This window comes from Gordonia sp. (in: high G+C Gram-positive bacteria) (genome assembly GCF_047606305.1).
In the GTDB taxonomy this organism is placed as follows: domain Bacteria; phylum Actinomycetota; class Actinomycetes; order Mycobacteriales; family Mycobacteriaceae; genus Gordonia.
Genome location: NZ_JASGER010000002.1, coordinates 1 through 14,290, shown reverse-complemented (window position 1 = coordinate 14,290; position 14,290 = coordinate 1). Strand labels below are relative to the sequence as shown.

Genomic DNA, 14,290 nt, shown 5'->3' with positions numbered 1-14,290 from the left:
CCTCAGGTGACGAGGGCGATGGAGCCGGTGGTCTTCCGAGCCTCCAGGTCCCGATGTGCCTGCGCGGCGTCGCACAGCGGGTATCGGGCCCCCACGCGGATGTGCACGGTCCCGTCGGCCACCGCGGTCACCAACCGGCCGGTCCGCAGGGCGAACTCGGCGGGATCGGCGATGAAGTGCGCCAGTGTGGGTCGGGTCACGCTCAGCGACCCGGCGCCGTTGAGGCGCTGCAGGTCGAAGGGCGGCACCGGTCCACTCGCGGCGCCGAACAGCACAACCGTCCCGCGCACCGCGGTGGCCGCCAGACTGGCCTCGAACGTGTCCTTGCCGACCCCGTCGTAGGCGACCGCCACACCCGCGCCGCCGGTGAGGTCGCGAACGCGTGCAGCCAGATCGGGCCCGTAGCGCAGCACGTGCGCGGCACCGGCGTCGCGCGACAGTGCCGCCTTCTCGTCGCTGGAGACGGTGCTGATCACGGTCATCCCTGCCGCGACCGCCAACTGGGTCAAAAACAACCCGACGCCGCCGGCGCCGGCGTGGACCAGCACCGTGTCGCCGCGCCGGGGGTGGGCTGCCCCGTCGAGCAGGTAGTCGGCCGTCAAACCCTGCAACAGCATCGTCGCCGCGGTGTCGTCGGGGATCGCCTCTGGCAGCGGCACCGCGCGAGCCGCGTCGACGACCACCCGCTCGGCGTAGGAAGCAGGTGCGTCGCACCACGCGACGCGGTCGCCCACGGCGAGGTCGTCGACTCCGGCGCCGAGCGCGACGACCACCCCGGCCCCCTCGGTGCCCGGAATGTACGGGGGAGTGCTCGGATACAGTCCGCGGCGCAGATAGGTGTCGATGAAGTTCACCCCGGCGGCGCTCGTGTCGACGACGACCCGGCCGGGCCCGGTCACCGGATCCGGCTCGGTCCGCCAGGACAGAACGTCGGGTCCGCCGTGTTCGGTGACGACAATCGCGTGCATGTCCCCGTTCTACACCGCGGCGCGCGCCGGTATCATCGACACCCATGAGCACCGACGCCGCCCCGACCACCGCCGACACCGCCGCGCCAACCGCCCCCGGTGAGGTCGTGAGCTCGATCCGCCGCTACGTGCAGCGCGAGGGCGGCTCGGCCACCGCGATCCTGCAGCCGATCGGCGACGCGGGCGTACGCATCACCCTCGTCGGCGGCGACGGCGGCATCCTCGGCGACCGCGTGGTGCGCGACGAGGCGACCGCCAAGGCGGTCGTGGACTCGGTCGAGGGCCTCACCGTCTCCGACGAGTGGACGCGCGAGTTGGTCTCCTCGGCGACCGTCGCGCCGTCGCACTGGCGCAAGATGGCCGGCTGGGTGGCCCGCCAGCGCCGGTTCCCCAAGGCGCGCAACAACGCGATCCTCGACTGAGGCCGCCATCCCCACCGACCGGCACCACTACGACGCTTCGTAGTATGGATGCCGTGGCCAGCAATCCGATCGTCCGCACATGGCATCGCGCGGTGGACCTGTTGCCCCTGCCCGGGGTGACCGCGCAACGCCGCATCGCCCTGGCCGCACTGCTGGCCCAGGCCCTGATCGCGGTGACCGGATCGGTGGTCCGCGTGACCGCCTCCGGGCTCGGCTGTCCGACGTGGCCCAAGTGCCACGACGACTCCCTGCTGCCGCTGCCCTCGGAGGACGTGCCGTGGTGGCACCAGGCGATCGAGTTCGGCAACCGGCAGATCGCGGTGTGGATCGTCGTGACGACCGCGGCGGCGATCGTGCTGGCGGTGACGCGCGCCCGACGTCGCCGAGAGATCCGGGTCTACGCCTGGATCCTCCCGGCCTCGACCCTGTTCCAGGGCATCCTCGGCGGGATCACCGTCCTCACCGACCTGCGCTGGTGGATCGTCGGCGCCCACCTGCTCGTCTCCACCGCCATGGTGTGGCTGGCGGCGACCCTCTACGTCAAGGTCGGACAGCCCGACGACGGTGAGCGGGTCGACGCGGCGCCGCCGGCGGCCCGGCATCTGGCGGCCGCCTCCGTGGTGGCACTGGCCTTCGCCCTGGCCGCGGGCGTCACCGTGACCGGCGCCGGTCCGCACGCGGGGGATCGGACCAATCCGAAGGCGATCGACCGGCTGCACGCCAGCATCCCGGCGTTGACCCTGGTGCACGGGCTGTTGGTACTGGTCTTCGTGGCGTTGGTGGTCGGGGCCGCCGCCCTGATCCGCGCGGGCGTGCAAGACCCGGTGGTCGTGCGGCGTCTGCGGATCGTGTTGCTGGTGGTGCTCGCCCAGTCGTTGATCGGCTTGGTGCAGTACCTGACGAACGTCCCGGCGGTGCTCGTGGTCCTGCACGTCGCGGGCGCCTGCTCGGTCGTGGCCGAGACGGCGATCCTCTACCAGGTGATGCGGCCGCGGGTGCGCGCCGTCAGTCGAACCTGAACCACTTCACCGCCGCCGCGGTGCCCAGCACCGCCCATACGAGAAGGACCGCCAGGGTCCCGACGGCCAAGCGGCCGGCGTCGGCCTGGGCGAGTGCGTCGGTGAGCGCCCCCGACGGTGTGCCGCGGGCGAAGGTTCGCGCCGCCGCCGGCACCCGCGAGCCCAGGACGACGAGGCTTCCGATGCCCGCCAGGACGAACCACACGAGGTTGGCGACCGCCAGCACGACCTCCGCCTTGCCCGTGCCGCCCAGGGCCAACCCGAGGGCGGCGAAGGTCACCGTGCCCACGACGACGGCGAGGATCGCGAAGCCGAGGCCCGAGACGGACGGGCGCCAGCCGAACCCGGCGGCGATCGCGCAGAGCAGCACCATCTGGAGCAGCACGACGATGACCACGGCGATCGACTTGCCCGCGATGATCCCCCAGCGCGGGATGGCGGTCGCCCCCAGGCGTTTGAGCGCGCCGTAGCGCCGGTCGAAGCCGACGGCGATCGCCTGCCCGGTGAAGGCGGTCGACATGATCGCGACGGCGAGGATGACCGGCAGGAAGGTGTGTGCCCGCGCCGCCGGGTGATCGCCGGCGTCGGTGTCCAGCGGTACCACGCACAGCCCGATCAGCAGGGTGATCGGGATGAACATCGTCAACAACAGTTGTTCGCCGTTGCGCAGCAGCAACCGCAGTTCGAGGGCCGACTGAGCGGCGATCATGTGCGGAATCCGCGCCGGACGGGGATCGGGCTCGAAGGCGCCGGGCTCGAAGGCGGTGGCACTCATTCGCGGACCTCCCGGCCGGTCAGACTCAAGAACACGTCCTGCAGGCTCATGCTGTCCACGCGCAGCTGGGTCAGCAGGACGTCGTGGTCGGCACACCAGCGCGCGAGCGCGGCGATGGCGGCGGGCGAGGCCGGGCCGTCGAGCGAATACTCGCCGGGCGCGGTCTCGGCGCCGGTCACCGTGGCGCCGTCGCAGACGGCGGCGACCGCGGTGGCCGCGTCGACGACGGGTAGGCCGGGGCCGGCGCTGAATCGGATTCCGCCGGTGTCGCGGGCGGTGAGTTCGGCGGGTGTGCCCGCGGCGACGACGCGTCCGGCGTCGACGATGACGATGTCGTCGGCGAGCTGTTCGGCCTCATCGAGCATGTGCGTGGTCAGCAGCACGCTCACGCCGTCGGCCCGCAGCGCGGTGATCAAATCCCAGACGAGGATGCGCGCGTGGGCGTCCAGGCCCGCGGTGGGCTCGTCGAGGAAGACGAGTTCGGGTCGCCCGACGATCGCGCAGGCGAGGGACAGTCGTTGCTGCTGACCGCCGGACAACCGTCGGAACGGCGTGGTGGCGACCGACGAGAGGCCCAGCACCTCCAGCAGCCAGTCGGGGTCGAGCGGATTGGCACTGTAGTCGGCGCACAGCCGCAGCATCTCGGCGGCACGGGCGCCGGGGTAGGCGCCACCTCCTTGCAGCATGACGCCGATCCGGGTGCGCAGTTCGTCGTTGTCCGCGCGGGGGTCCAGGCCCAGGACCCGCACCGTGCCGGCATCGGCCGGGGTGAATCCCTCACAGATCTCGACGGTGGTCGTCTTGCCGGCCCCGTTCGGCCCGAGGAGTGCGAGGACGGTTCCGCGGCGCAGCGTCAGATCGATTCCGTCGACCGCGACGAGCGATCCGAAGGCCTTGCGCAGGCCGGTGATCGTCACGGCGGGATCGGGGGGAGCCACGCCTCCCAACCTATCGGGAGGGCTCGCGGCGCCGGAGCGAGGGCAGCCATTTGGGCCGCTCCTCGAAGAAGAGCGCGGTGAGGACGGCCGCGGTCATGATGGCCGCCAGCAGTGCCTGGGCGACCACGATGCCGGTCGTGTTGGAGCTGGTGGGCATCACCACGGTCGCGATGAGCGCCGACGACGCGATGGCGCCGAGGCGGAACCAGCGGTCGGAGGCCCAGGCGGCGAGCGGGATGACCGCCCACAGCAGGTACCAGGCCTGGGTGAAGGGCGAGAACAGCACGATGGTCGCCATCGAGATGCCGAGCGCGCCGATCGGGTGGATGCGGCCGGCGAGGGTGGCCAGCAACCATCGGATGATGTAGACGCCGGCGATGAGCTGCGCCAACGGTCGCACGATGCTCAGGATCGCCTGGGTGTGGTCACCGAGGCCGAGCCAGACGCCGCCGCGCCCCGCGCCCACGGACAGCGCGGTGGGCATCGACATCCACGAGCGCACGATGTCGCCGGTGGACAGGGTTCCGGTCCAGCCGAAGCCCAGGCCGGTGCCGAGACAGATCCCGACGATGACGACGACGGCGATCGCCCCCATGAGTGACGCGGAGCGCAGCAGGGCCACCGCGGAGTCGCGCGATCTGTCCCACCACTCCCGCACGGGGGCGTGCCGCAGCGCGGGCAGCGTCGCCCCCCACCGTCTGGCCAGGGCGATGCCCAGGAAGCCGAGCGCGATGATCGAGGTCGCCTTGATCATCGACGACATCGCGATGACCGCGGCACCGGCGATCAACAGCCATCCGGCCGCGGAGGGGAGCCAGCGGGAACCGGGTCTGCTCAAGCGGCTGGTCGCATCGACGGCGGCGAGGCCGAGTTCCAGGCCGACGAGCATCATGCCCAGCATCAGCGACTCGTTGTGGATGCCTCCGACCAGGTGCAGGATCACCAGCGGGTTCATGGCCCCGAGCCACAGGGCGGCGATCGGTGAGACGCCGCAGCGACGGGCGAGGCGCGGCAGCGCCCACACGATCATCGCGACGCCCGCCAGGGCCAGGATCCGGTGCAGGAAGGTGGCGACGGTGATGTTGTCGCCGGTAATCGCCGTGATGTGCTCGCCCAGCCAGAGGAACAAGGGTCCGTAGGGCGCCGGCGTGTCCTTCCAGATGTTGGGGACCGAGCCCGCCAATTCGTAGAGCGGGGTGCCCGGCGGCAAACCCTTCAGCGGGCTGACCGTGTAGGGGTCCTTGCCGATGTAGGCGATGGCGCTCTGCGCCAGGTACGAGTAGACGTCCTTGCTGAGCAGCGGCGGCGCGAAGATGATCGGGGTGATCCAGAGCAGCAGCGTGTGGTCGGCCTGGCGCCGGGTCATCCGTCGGGCCGGGGTCTTGCCGTGGAAGACCTCGACCGACAGGCGGCCGACGGCGAACCGGCCGATCAGCAGCCACGCCACCACCAGGATGAGTGTGCCGGAGATCGACAGCGTCAAGGCGGTGGCATACATGCGCGAGGGCAAGGACAGGACGCGCATCCCGGCGACCGGGTTCTGGCTGACCGGGAGTTTGTCGCCGGTGCCCAGCGAGCCGATCAGCAGCAGGATGGACCCGGTCGCGCCGAAGATCTTGATGCGGGCGAGACGCTTGTTCTCCGCGGCCCGCAGCGGTCCGACCTCGGGCTCGTCGGCATGCAGCGCCGCGACCGTCGCGCCGTAGTCACCGGGTTCGTCGGCCGCCGCGCTCACCGGCTCGGCCGAGGCGGTGGCGCGCCGCGGCGCCAGACCGAGGTAGTCGAGCAGGGGAGAGGCCACGGGATACGACTCTAGTCGGCGCTGCGGCGGGCCCTCACCCGGTCGGGCGGTAAGGCGACCCTTGCTTGTGGGGGCGGAAGAAATTACGTCACACTTGTGTTGTGAAAAGCATGACCCCCTCCCGTCGAGCCGTGCGCGCAGATGCCGCGCCGGTCGACGCCGGGCAGGTCCAGGGCGGTGTGCAGGCCGACGGCCAGACGCGCCACGCGGTGGTCGAGCTGCTCGGTGAGGACGGTCCGCTGACCGCCGGCGACATCGCCGAGAGGTTGGGCATCAGCCCCGCCGGCGTGCGCCGGCACCTCGATGCACTCCTCGCGGCCGGTGAGGCCGAGGCGGCGCAGACCGACCACGGCTTCGGCGGCGGGCAGCGCGGCCGCGGGCGCCCGGCCCGCTGGTTCCAGCTCACCGCCGCCGGCCGTGGCAAGCTGCGGCACGCCTACGACGACCTCGCCAGTGCGGCGTTGCGCGCGTTGCGCGACGCGGCGGGTGAGGAAGCGGTCACCGCCTTCGCCCACGACCGCATCGAGCGGGTCACCGCCGACGTCACCCCTGCCGCCTCGTCGGCCGACGTCCCCGCGACGATCGACGCGATCGCCTCCGCGCTGACCAGCGCCGGTTATGCGGCCAACACCCGCGAGGTCGGCGCCGGCATGCAGATCTGCCAGCACCACTGCCCGGTCGCGCACGTCGCCGCCGAGTTCCCCGAGCTGTGCGAGGCCGAGACGCAGCGCTTCACCGAACTGCTCGGCACCCACGTCCAGCGGTTGGCGACCATCGCCAACGGGGACTGCGCCTGTACGACGCACATCCCGCTGCCGCTGACCACCGCACCACCTGCCCAGACAGCCCCAACGAATGGCGCACAGCCCGCGCCGAGGAAGAAGGAAGGCTCCCGATGACGCTCACCGAGCCGACAACCCCCGCCGCCGCGGGGGGCGCAGCCCCCGTCATGACCCAGGACGAGACGATCGCCTCGCTGGGCACCTACGGCTACGGCTGGGCGGACTCCGACGAAGCCGGCGCGTCGGCCAAGCGCGGTCTGTCCGAGGCCGTCGTCACCGACATCTCGGCCAAGAAGAACGAGCCCGAGTGGATGCTGCAGCAGCGCCTCAAGGCCCTGCGCATCTTCGACCGCAAGCCGATGCCGCACTGGGGCGCCGACCTCGACGACATCGACTTCGACAACATCAAGTACTTCGTGCGCTCGACCGAGAAGCAGGCCGAGTCGTGGGAGGACCTGCCCGAGGACATCAAGAACACCTACGACAAGCTCGGCATCCCGGAGGCGGAGAAGCAGCGCCTGGTCGCCGGCGTCGCCGCGCAGTACGAGTCCGAGGTCGTCTACCACCAGATCCGCGAGGACCTCGAGGAGAAGGGCGTCATCTTCCTCGACACCGACTCGGGTCTGCGCGAGCACCCTGAGCTCTTCCAGGAGTACTTCGGCTCGGTCATCCCGGCCGGCGACAACAAGTTCTCCGCGCTCAACACGGCCGTCTGGTCGGGCGGATCGTTCATCTACGTCCCGAAGGGCGTGCACGTCGACATTCCCCTGCAGGCCTACTTCCGCATCAACACCGAGAACATGGGCCAGTTCGAGCGGACGCTGATCATCGTCGACGAGGACGCCTACGTCCACTACGTCGAGGGGTGCACGGCGCCGATCTACAAGTCGGATTCGCTGCACTCGGCGGTCGTGGAGATCATCGTGAAGAAGGGCGGCCGCTGCCGCTACACGACCATCCAGAACTGGTCGAACAACGTGTACAACCTGGTCACCAAGCGCGCCAAGGCCGAGGCCGGTGCGACGATGGAGTGGGTCGACGGCAACATCGGCTCCAAGGTCACCATGAAATACCCGGCGGTGTGGCTTACCGGCGAGCACGCCAAGGGTGAGGTCCTGTCCGTCGCCTTCGCCGGTGCCGGCCAGCATCAGGACACCGGGTCGAAGATGGTCCACCTGGCGCCCAACACGTCCAGCAACATCGTCTCCAAGTCGGTGGCGCGCGGCGGCGGGCGCTCGTCCTACCGCGGTCTGATCAAGATCAACCCCGGCGCCCACGGCAGCCGCTCGACGGTGAAGTGTGACGCGCTGCTGGTCGACCAGATCAGCCGCAGCGACACCTACCCGTACGTCGACATCCGCGAGGACGACGTCACGATGGGCCACGAGGCCACCGTGTCGAAGGTCTCCGACGACCAGCTGTTCTACCTCATGAGCCGCGGCCTTACCGAGGACGAGGCCATGGCGATGGTCGTCCGCGGCTTCGTCGAGCCGATCGCCAAGGAACTGCCGATGGAGTACGCGCTCGAGTTGAACCGGCTGATCGAGCTGCAGATGGAAGGGGCCGTCGGCTGATGGCGGACACGACTTCTGCTCCCGGCATCGTCACCAACAAGGGCGAGCTGTTCACCTCCTACGACGTCGAGGCCTTCGAGGTCCCGGGCCAACGCGAGGAGGCGTGGCGGTTCACCCCGTTCCGCCGCCTCCGCGGCCTGCACGACGGCTCCGCCGAGCGCACCGCGGACGTCGCGGTGCGGGTGGCGGGCACCGACGATGGTGTGCGCGTCGAGACGGTCGGCCGCGACGATGCGCGCCTGGGCGAGGGCGGCGCCCCCTTCGACCGGGTCGCCGCACAGGCATGGTCCTCCTTCGGTTCGGCGACGGTCGTCACCGTCGAGAAGAACGCGCAGATCGGCGAGCCGATCACCGTGACCATGGACGGTCCCGGCGCCGGGCAGACCGCGTACTCGCACCTGCAGATCCACGCCGAACCGTTCAGCAAGGCGGTCGTGGTGCTCGACCAGCGCGGCGGCGGGACGATCGGCGAGAACGTCGAGTTCGTCGTCGACGACAGCGCGCACTTGACCGTGGTCAACATCCACGACTGGGACGACGAAGCCGTCCACGTCACCGCACACCACGTGTCCCTGGGCCGCGACGCGGTGATCCGCCACTTCGCGGTCAGTCTGGGCGGCGAGACGATCCGTCTGTCGCCGCGGGTGCGGTACACCGCACCCGGCGGTGACGCCGAGCTGTGGGGCCTGTACTTCGCCGACGCCGGCCAGCACCTCGAGCAGCGCCTGCTCGTGGACCACGGCCAGCCCAACTGCCGCTCGCTGGTGACCTACAAGGGCGCCCTTCAGGGCGACCCCGCCAAGGGGCACGGCCACGAGGCCCACACGGTGTGGATCGGCGACGTGCTGATCCGCCCGGAGGCCGAGGGCACCGACACCTACGAGCTCAACCGCAACCTGGTCCTCACCGACGGTGCGCGCGCCGACTCGGTGCCGAACCTGGAGATCGAGACCGGCGAGATCGTGGGCGCCGGCCACGCCAGCGCCACCGGCCGGTTCGACGACGAGCAGCTGTTCTACCTGCAGGCCCGCGGCATCCCCGAGGACGCGGCGCGACGCCTGGTCGTGCGCGGCTTCTTCGGCGAGGTCATCGCCAAGATCCCGGTGCCCGACATCCGCGAGCGGCTCGAAGCCGCGATCGAAGCCGAACTCGAAACCGCCGGCGTCTGACGCCCGCACCCCAGCCCAAGGAAGAGAAGCCAATGACCACTCTGGAAATCCGCGACCTGCACGCCCGGGTCGCCACCACCGACCCCGACGCCGAGCCGATCGAGATCCTCAAGGGCGTCAACCTCACCGTCGAGTCGGGACAGACGCACGCCATCATGGGCCCCAACGGCTCGGGCAAGTCGACGCTCTCCTACGCGATCGCCGGACACCCCAAGTACGAGGTGACCAGCGGCAGCGTCACCCTCGACGGCCAGGACGTCCTCGAGATGAGCGTCGACGAGCGCGCCCGCGCGGGCATCTTCCTCGCCATGCAGTACCCGGTCGAGGTGCCCGGCGTCTCGATGTCGAACTTCCTGCGCACCGCCGCCACCGCCGTGCGCGGTGAGGCCCCGAAGCTGCGCCACTGGGTCAAGGAGACCAAGGAGGCCATGAAGGACCTGGAGATCGATCCGGCCTTCGCCGAGCGCAGCGTCAACGAGGGGTTCTCCGGCGGTGAGAAGAAGCGCCACGAGATCCTGCAGCTCGACCTGCTCAAGCCGAAGATCGCCGTGCTCGACGAAACCGACTCGGGCCTGGACGTCGACGCGCTGCGCATCGTCTCCGAGGGGGTCAACCGCTACAAGGAGCGGGAGAACGGCGGCATCCTGCTGATCACCCACTACACGCGGATCCTCAACTACATCAAGCCGGACTTCGTGCACGTCTTCGTCGACGGCCGCGTCGTCGAGTCCGGTGGCCCGGAGCTCGCCGACGAGCTCGAGAAGAGCGGCTACGTGCGCTTCGCCGGTGCCGCGAGCGGCAAGTAGGGGTCCACGGTGAGCATCGCCCAGGAGAACGCCGCGACGGCGCCGGGTGCGCTCGACGTCTTCGCGGTGCGCGCCGACTTCCCGATCCTGCACCGGCGCGTGCGGGACGGGAAGCCGTTGGCGTACCTGGACTCCGGTGCCACGGCCCAGCGCCCGCTGCCGGTGCTCGACGCCGAGCGGGATTTCCTGCTGAACCACAACGCGGCCGTGCACCGCGGGGCCCATCAGCTCGCCGAGGAGGCGACCGACGCCTACGAGCACGCCCGCGAGGCCATCGCCGGGTTCGTGGGCGTGGGCCCGGACGAGATCGTGTTCACCAAGAACGCGACCGAGTCGTTGAACCTGGCCGCCTACGCCCTCTCGGACGACCGTGCCGCCGGCGTCCTGCGCGGCAAGCCGCTCGGACCCGGCGACACCGTCGTCATCACCGAGCTCGAGCACCACGCGAACCTCGTCCCGTGGCAAGAGGTCTGCCGGCGCACCGGGGCGACCCTGCGCTGGTACGGCGTCACCGACGACGGGCGCATCGACCTGGACTCGCTGACCCTGGACGACACGGTCAAGATCGTCGCCTTCACCCACCAGTCGAATGTGACCGGTGCGGTCGCCGACGTGCCCGAACTGGTGCGCCGCGCGCACGACGTGGGTGCGCTGGTGGTGCTGGACGCCTGCCAGTCGGTACCGCACATGGCCGTCGACTTCGCCGCGCTCGACGTGGACTTCGCCGCCTTCTCCGGACACAAGATGTTCGGCCCGTCCGGCGTCGGCGTGCTCTACGGCAAGGCCGACCTGCTCGGGCAGCTGCCCCCGTTCCTCACCGGCGGTTCGATGATCGAAACCGTCACGATGGAGGGCTCGACCTACGCGCCACCGCCACAACGGTTCGAGGCGGGCGTGCCGATGACCTCGCAGGCCGTCGGCCTCGGCGCGGCCGTCGAGTACCTGTCGGCCCTCGGCATGGACGCGGTCGCCGCGCACGAGCACGAGCTGACCGGTGCGGCGCTCGAGGAGTTGGGCCGCATCGACGGGCTGCGCATCATCGGTCCGGCCGAGAACGTGGACCGCGGTGGCGCCGTCTCCTTCGTCGTCGACGGGGTGCACGCCCACGACCTGGGACAGATCCTCGACGACGAGGGCGTCGCCATCCGCGTCGGGCACCACTGCGCCTGGCCCCTGCACCGGCGCCTGGGCATCGCCGCCTCGGCGCGCGCCTCGTTCGCTGCCTACAACACGCTCGACGAGGTAGACCGGCTGGCCGCCGCCATCGTCAAGGCACAAGAGTTCTTCGGGGGCCGCTGAGAATGCGGATGGAGCAGATGTACCAGGACGTGATCCTGGACCACTACAAGCACCCGCACGGGCGCGGCCTGCGCGATCCGTACCAGGCGCAGGTGCACCACGTGAACCCGACCTGCGGCGACGAGATCACGCTGCGGGTCGAGTTGTCGCCGGACGGCACCGAGGTCGCCGACGTCTCCTACGACGGGCAGGGCTGCTCGATCTCGCAGGCGTCCACCTCGGTGCTCTACGACCAGATCGTCGGGCTGCCCGTCGACGAGGCGCTCCGGGTGCTGGAGTCGTTCACCGCGATGATGACCTCGCGCGGGGCCGACGCGGGAGACGACGAGGTGATCGGCGACGGCATCGCCTTCGCCGGGGTGAGCAAGTACCCGGCGCGCGTGAAGTGCGCGCTGCTGGGTTGGATGGCGTTCAAGGACGCACTGAGCAGGGCCGTCGACGACGAGCCCGCGAAGGTGGGAGAAGGGGAATCGAGATGACCGAGGCGCACAGCGAGCCGACCACGTCGTTGCCGCAGCTCGACGACGTCGAAGAGGCGATGCGCGACGTCGTGGACCCCGAACTGGGGATCAACGTCGTCGACCTTGGCCTGGTCTACGGCATGGAGATCACCGACGACGCCGTCGCGAAACTGGACATGACGCTGACCTCGGCGGCCTGCCCGCTGCAGGACGTCATCGAGGACCAGGCGAAAGCGGCGCTCGTCGCCAGCGGCCTGTGCACCGACCTCGAGATCAACTGGGTGTGGCTGCCGCCGTGGGGCCCGGAGAAGATCACCGACGACGGCCGGGAGCAACTCCGGGCCCTCGGCTTCACCGTCTAGTCTGGCGGCCATGGGTAAACGTCAGATCTCCGTGCTGGCCGCGGGGGCGGTCCTGCTCGTCCTGCCCGCCTGCTCGGGGGACAAGAAGCCCGTCGAGGGCGGCGAGGCGACGGTCGTCGTCGACGGCAAGAACCTCGCGGTCGCGAAGAACCGCGTGACCTGCGAGACCCGGGACGGAAAGGTTCACATCGGGATCGCCTCCGACCGGGAGAACTCCGGTATGACGGCCGTGGTCACCGAGGGCGACAAGCCGGAACTGGAATCGGTCGGGCTGGGCGATGTCGACGGGGTGTCGCTGGGCTTCGCCCGCGGCGCCGGCGACGGTACCGGCACGGCGACGAAGACCCCCGGTGGATACACACTGTCCGGTGAGGCCACCGGATACAGCATGTCGAACCTGGCCCAGCCCTCGCGCAAGCACTTCGAGTTCCGGGTCACGTGCCCGTGAGCGATCGCGCGGTCCTGCGACTGCGCGACGTCACCTTCCGACGCGACGGGATCGAGATCCTGCACGGCGCCGACCTGAGCGTGGACGAGGGCGAACACTGGGCGATGCTCGGTCCCAACGGCGCGGGCAAGAGCACCGTGCTGGGTTTCTGCGCCGCGCGGACCCATCCGACGTCCGGCATCGTGGAGGTCCTCGGCCGGCGATTGGGCCGTGTCGACCTGGCGCAGCTGCGCACACTGATCGGCCACGTCGACCCGCGCCACCGCCTGTCCTCGCCGCTGACCGCCCGCGAGGTGGTGTTGACCGGGATCACCGGCACGATCGACCTGCCGTTGCGGTGGGCGCCGACCGTCGAACAGATCCGTCGGGCCGACGACCTGCTCGAGGAGGTGGGACTCGCGACGCACCGCGATTCGGTGTGGCAGTCGATGTCCCAGGGCGAGCGCGGCCGGACGCTGATTGCGCGGGCCCTCGTGGCCCGGCCCCGCCTCCTGTTGCTCGATGAACCGACGACCGGCCTGGACGTCGCCGCCCGCGAGCAGTACCTGGCGACGATGGACCGCCTGCGGACGGCCGACCCGACGATGACCTCGGTCCTGGTGACCCACCACCTGGAGGAACTGCCCACGAGCACCACGCACGCCGTGCTGATCGCCGACGGCCGGGTGACCGCCGCCGGGCCCGCCCGGGAGACGCTCACGACGCCGACCATCAGCGAGGCCTTCGACCACCCCATCGAGGTGACCTACGCCGACGGGCGGTACGGCGCGCGTGCGGCGCGATAGTCTGCGCGCATGCTCGAACTCCTCACCGGCGCCGGTCTGGCGATGTCCGCGGGTCTCAACGCGTACATCCCGCTGCTGATCCTCGGGCTGGCCGGGCGCTACCTGGACTTCATCCACCTGCCACAGGCCGCGCATTGGCTGAGCAACGGTTGGGTCCTGCTGATCCTGGGAGTCCTTCTTGTCGTCGAGGTCGTCGCGGACAAGGTTCCGGTGGTGGACACCGTCAACGACGTCGTGCAGACGGTGGTGCGGCCGACGTCGGGCGGGATCGCCTTCGGCACCGGCGCGGCCGCCCAGACCGCGGTGGTGAGTGATCCCGGACAGTTCTTCACCAGTGACGCCTGGTTGCCCATCGCGCTGGGGGTCGTCACCGCCCTTACCGTGCACGGTGGGAAGGCGGCGATCCGACCGGCGGCCGATGCGAGCAGCGCGGGATTTGCGGCCCCGGTGCTCAGCGTCGTGGAGGACGTGGGCAGCGTCGCCATGTCGATCGCCGCGATTCTGGCGCCGATCCTGATCCTGCTGGCGATCGGCGCCTTCGTCGTGGGCGGTTTCTACGCGTGGCGCGGATACCGCGGCTTCAAGGCGCGCCGTGCCGCGGCACGGGAGCGCCGCGCACAGGCCCGTCAGCGGCGGGCGACGCGCCGCGGCGGATAGAGCCGCTCGGCCAGCTCGCGCTTG

Annotated in this window: 16 protein-coding genes; 12 read left to right on the top strand and 4 right to left on the bottom strand. The window is 70.5% G+C overall.

All coding sequences use genetic code 11. The annotated features are described in order from the left end of the window. Window positions 1–2: 2 nt before the first annotated feature. Window positions 3–968 (bottom strand): quinone oxidoreductase family protein, encoded by a 966-nt coding sequence (locus tag QM634_RS00105; RefSeq protein WP_415040737.1) that lies wholly within the window; start codon window positions 966–968, stop codon window positions 3–5. Between the two features lie 44 nt (window positions 969–1,012). Between QM634_RS00105 and QM634_RS00100 the strand changes: the two genes are divergently transcribed. Continuing rightward, window positions 1,013–1,390: a hypothetical protein gene (locus QM634_RS00100; RefSeq protein WP_415040736.1), complete on the top strand. Its 378-nt coding sequence runs from the start codon at window positions 1,013–1,015 to the stop codon at window positions 1,388–1,390. A 44-nt stretch (window positions 1,391–1,434) separates the two neighbouring features. Further along, window positions 1,435–2,409, top strand: a complete 975-nt coding sequence (locus QM634_RS00095; RefSeq protein ID WP_415040735.1) for a COX15/CtaA family protein — start codon at window positions 1,435–1,437, stop codon at window positions 2,407–2,409. Here QM634_RS00095 and QM634_RS00090 read toward each other — a convergent pair. From QM634_RS00090 to mptB, 3 genes are read right to left on the bottom strand one after another with little or no spacing between them, the layout of a single operon-like run. After that, window positions 2,396–3,184 (bottom strand): ABC transporter permease, encoded by a 789-nt coding sequence (locus QM634_RS00090; RefSeq protein ID WP_415040734.1) that lies wholly within the window; start codon window positions 3,182–3,184, stop codon window positions 2,396–2,398. The two genes, QM634_RS00095 and QM634_RS00090, sit on opposite strands and share 14 nt — an antisense overlap. Further along, window positions 3,181–4,122 (bottom strand): ABC transporter ATP-binding protein, encoded by a 942-nt coding sequence (locus tag QM634_RS00085; RefSeq protein ID WP_415040733.1) that lies wholly within the window; start codon window positions 4,120–4,122, stop codon window positions 3,181–3,183. Before QM634_RS00085 ends, QM634_RS00090 begins: the two co-directional genes overlap by 4 nt. A 10-nt stretch (window positions 4,123–4,132) precedes the next feature. Further along, window positions 4,133–5,923, bottom strand: coding sequence for a polyprenol phosphomannose-dependent alpha 1,6 mannosyltransferase MptB (mptB, locus tag QM634_RS00080; protein ID WP_415040732.1), 1,791 nt, complete (start codon window positions 5,921–5,923; stop codon window positions 4,133–4,135). Between the two features lie 110 nt (window positions 5,924–6,033). On the opposite strand from mptB, the gene QM634_RS00075 reads away from it, so the two are divergent. From QM634_RS00075 to QM634_RS00030, 10 genes are read left to right on the top strand one after another with little or no spacing between them, the layout of a single operon-like run. Further along, a complete protein-coding gene (locus tag QM634_RS00075) occupies window positions 6,034–6,822 on the top strand; it encodes a helix-turn-helix transcriptional regulator (RefSeq protein WP_415040758.1) in 789 nt (262 codons plus the stop codon). After that, window positions 6,819–8,279 carry a Fe-S cluster assembly protein SufB gene (gene sufB, locus QM634_RS00070; RefSeq protein WP_415040731.1) on the top strand — a complete coding sequence of 487 codons (1,461 nt, stop codon included), beginning with the start codon at window positions 6,819–6,821 and terminating at the stop codon, window positions 8,277–8,279. Before QM634_RS00075 ends, sufB begins: the two co-directional genes overlap by 4 nt. Continuing rightward, window positions 8,279–9,448 (top strand): Fe-S cluster assembly protein SufD, encoded by a 1,170-nt coding sequence (sufD, locus tag QM634_RS00065; RefSeq protein WP_415040730.1) that lies wholly within the window; start codon window positions 8,279–8,281, stop codon window positions 9,446–9,448. The genes sufB and sufD overlap by 1 nt, the downstream gene beginning before the upstream one ends. 32 nt (window positions 9,449–9,480) lie before the next feature. After that, a complete protein-coding gene (sufC, locus tag QM634_RS00060) occupies window positions 9,481–10,254 on the top strand; it encodes a Fe-S cluster assembly ATPase SufC (RefSeq protein WP_415040729.1) in 774 nt (257 codons plus the stop codon). 9 nt (window positions 10,255–10,263) lie between these two features. Further along, window positions 10,264–11,553 (top strand): cysteine desulfurase, encoded by a 1,290-nt coding sequence (locus tag QM634_RS00055; RefSeq protein ID WP_415040728.1) that lies wholly within the window; start codon window positions 10,264–10,266, stop codon window positions 11,551–11,553. A gap of 2 nt (window positions 11,554–11,555) precedes the next feature. Further along, a complete protein-coding gene (sufU, locus tag QM634_RS00050; protein WP_415040727.1) occupies window positions 11,556–12,032 on the top strand; it encodes a Fe-S cluster assembly sulfur transfer protein SufU in 477 nt (158 codons plus the stop codon). Continuing rightward, window positions 12,029–12,376 (top strand): metal-sulfur cluster assembly factor, encoded by a 348-nt coding sequence (locus QM634_RS00045; RefSeq protein ID WP_415040726.1) that lies wholly within the window; start codon window positions 12,029–12,031, stop codon window positions 12,374–12,376. Before sufU ends, QM634_RS00045 begins: the two co-directional genes overlap by 4 nt. Window positions 12,377–12,386: 10 nt before the next feature. Next, window positions 12,387–12,824: a lipoprotein LpqH gene (locus QM634_RS00040; protein WP_415040725.1), complete on the top strand. Its 438-nt coding sequence runs from the start codon at window positions 12,387–12,389 to the stop codon at window positions 12,822–12,824. After that, window positions 12,821–13,609: an ABC transporter ATP-binding protein gene (locus QM634_RS00035; RefSeq protein WP_415040724.1), complete on the top strand. Its 789-nt coding sequence runs from the start codon at window positions 12,821–12,823 to the stop codon at window positions 13,607–13,609. The genes QM634_RS00040 and QM634_RS00035 overlap by 4 nt, the downstream gene beginning before the upstream one ends. Window positions 13,610–13,618: 9 nt before the next feature. Further along, window positions 13,619–14,266 carry a DUF4126 domain-containing protein gene (locus QM634_RS00030; RefSeq protein ID WP_415040723.1) on the top strand — a complete coding sequence of 216 codons (648 nt, stop codon included), beginning with the start codon at window positions 13,619–13,621 and terminating at the stop codon, window positions 14,264–14,266. Window positions 14,267–14,290: the final 24 nt, after the last annotated feature.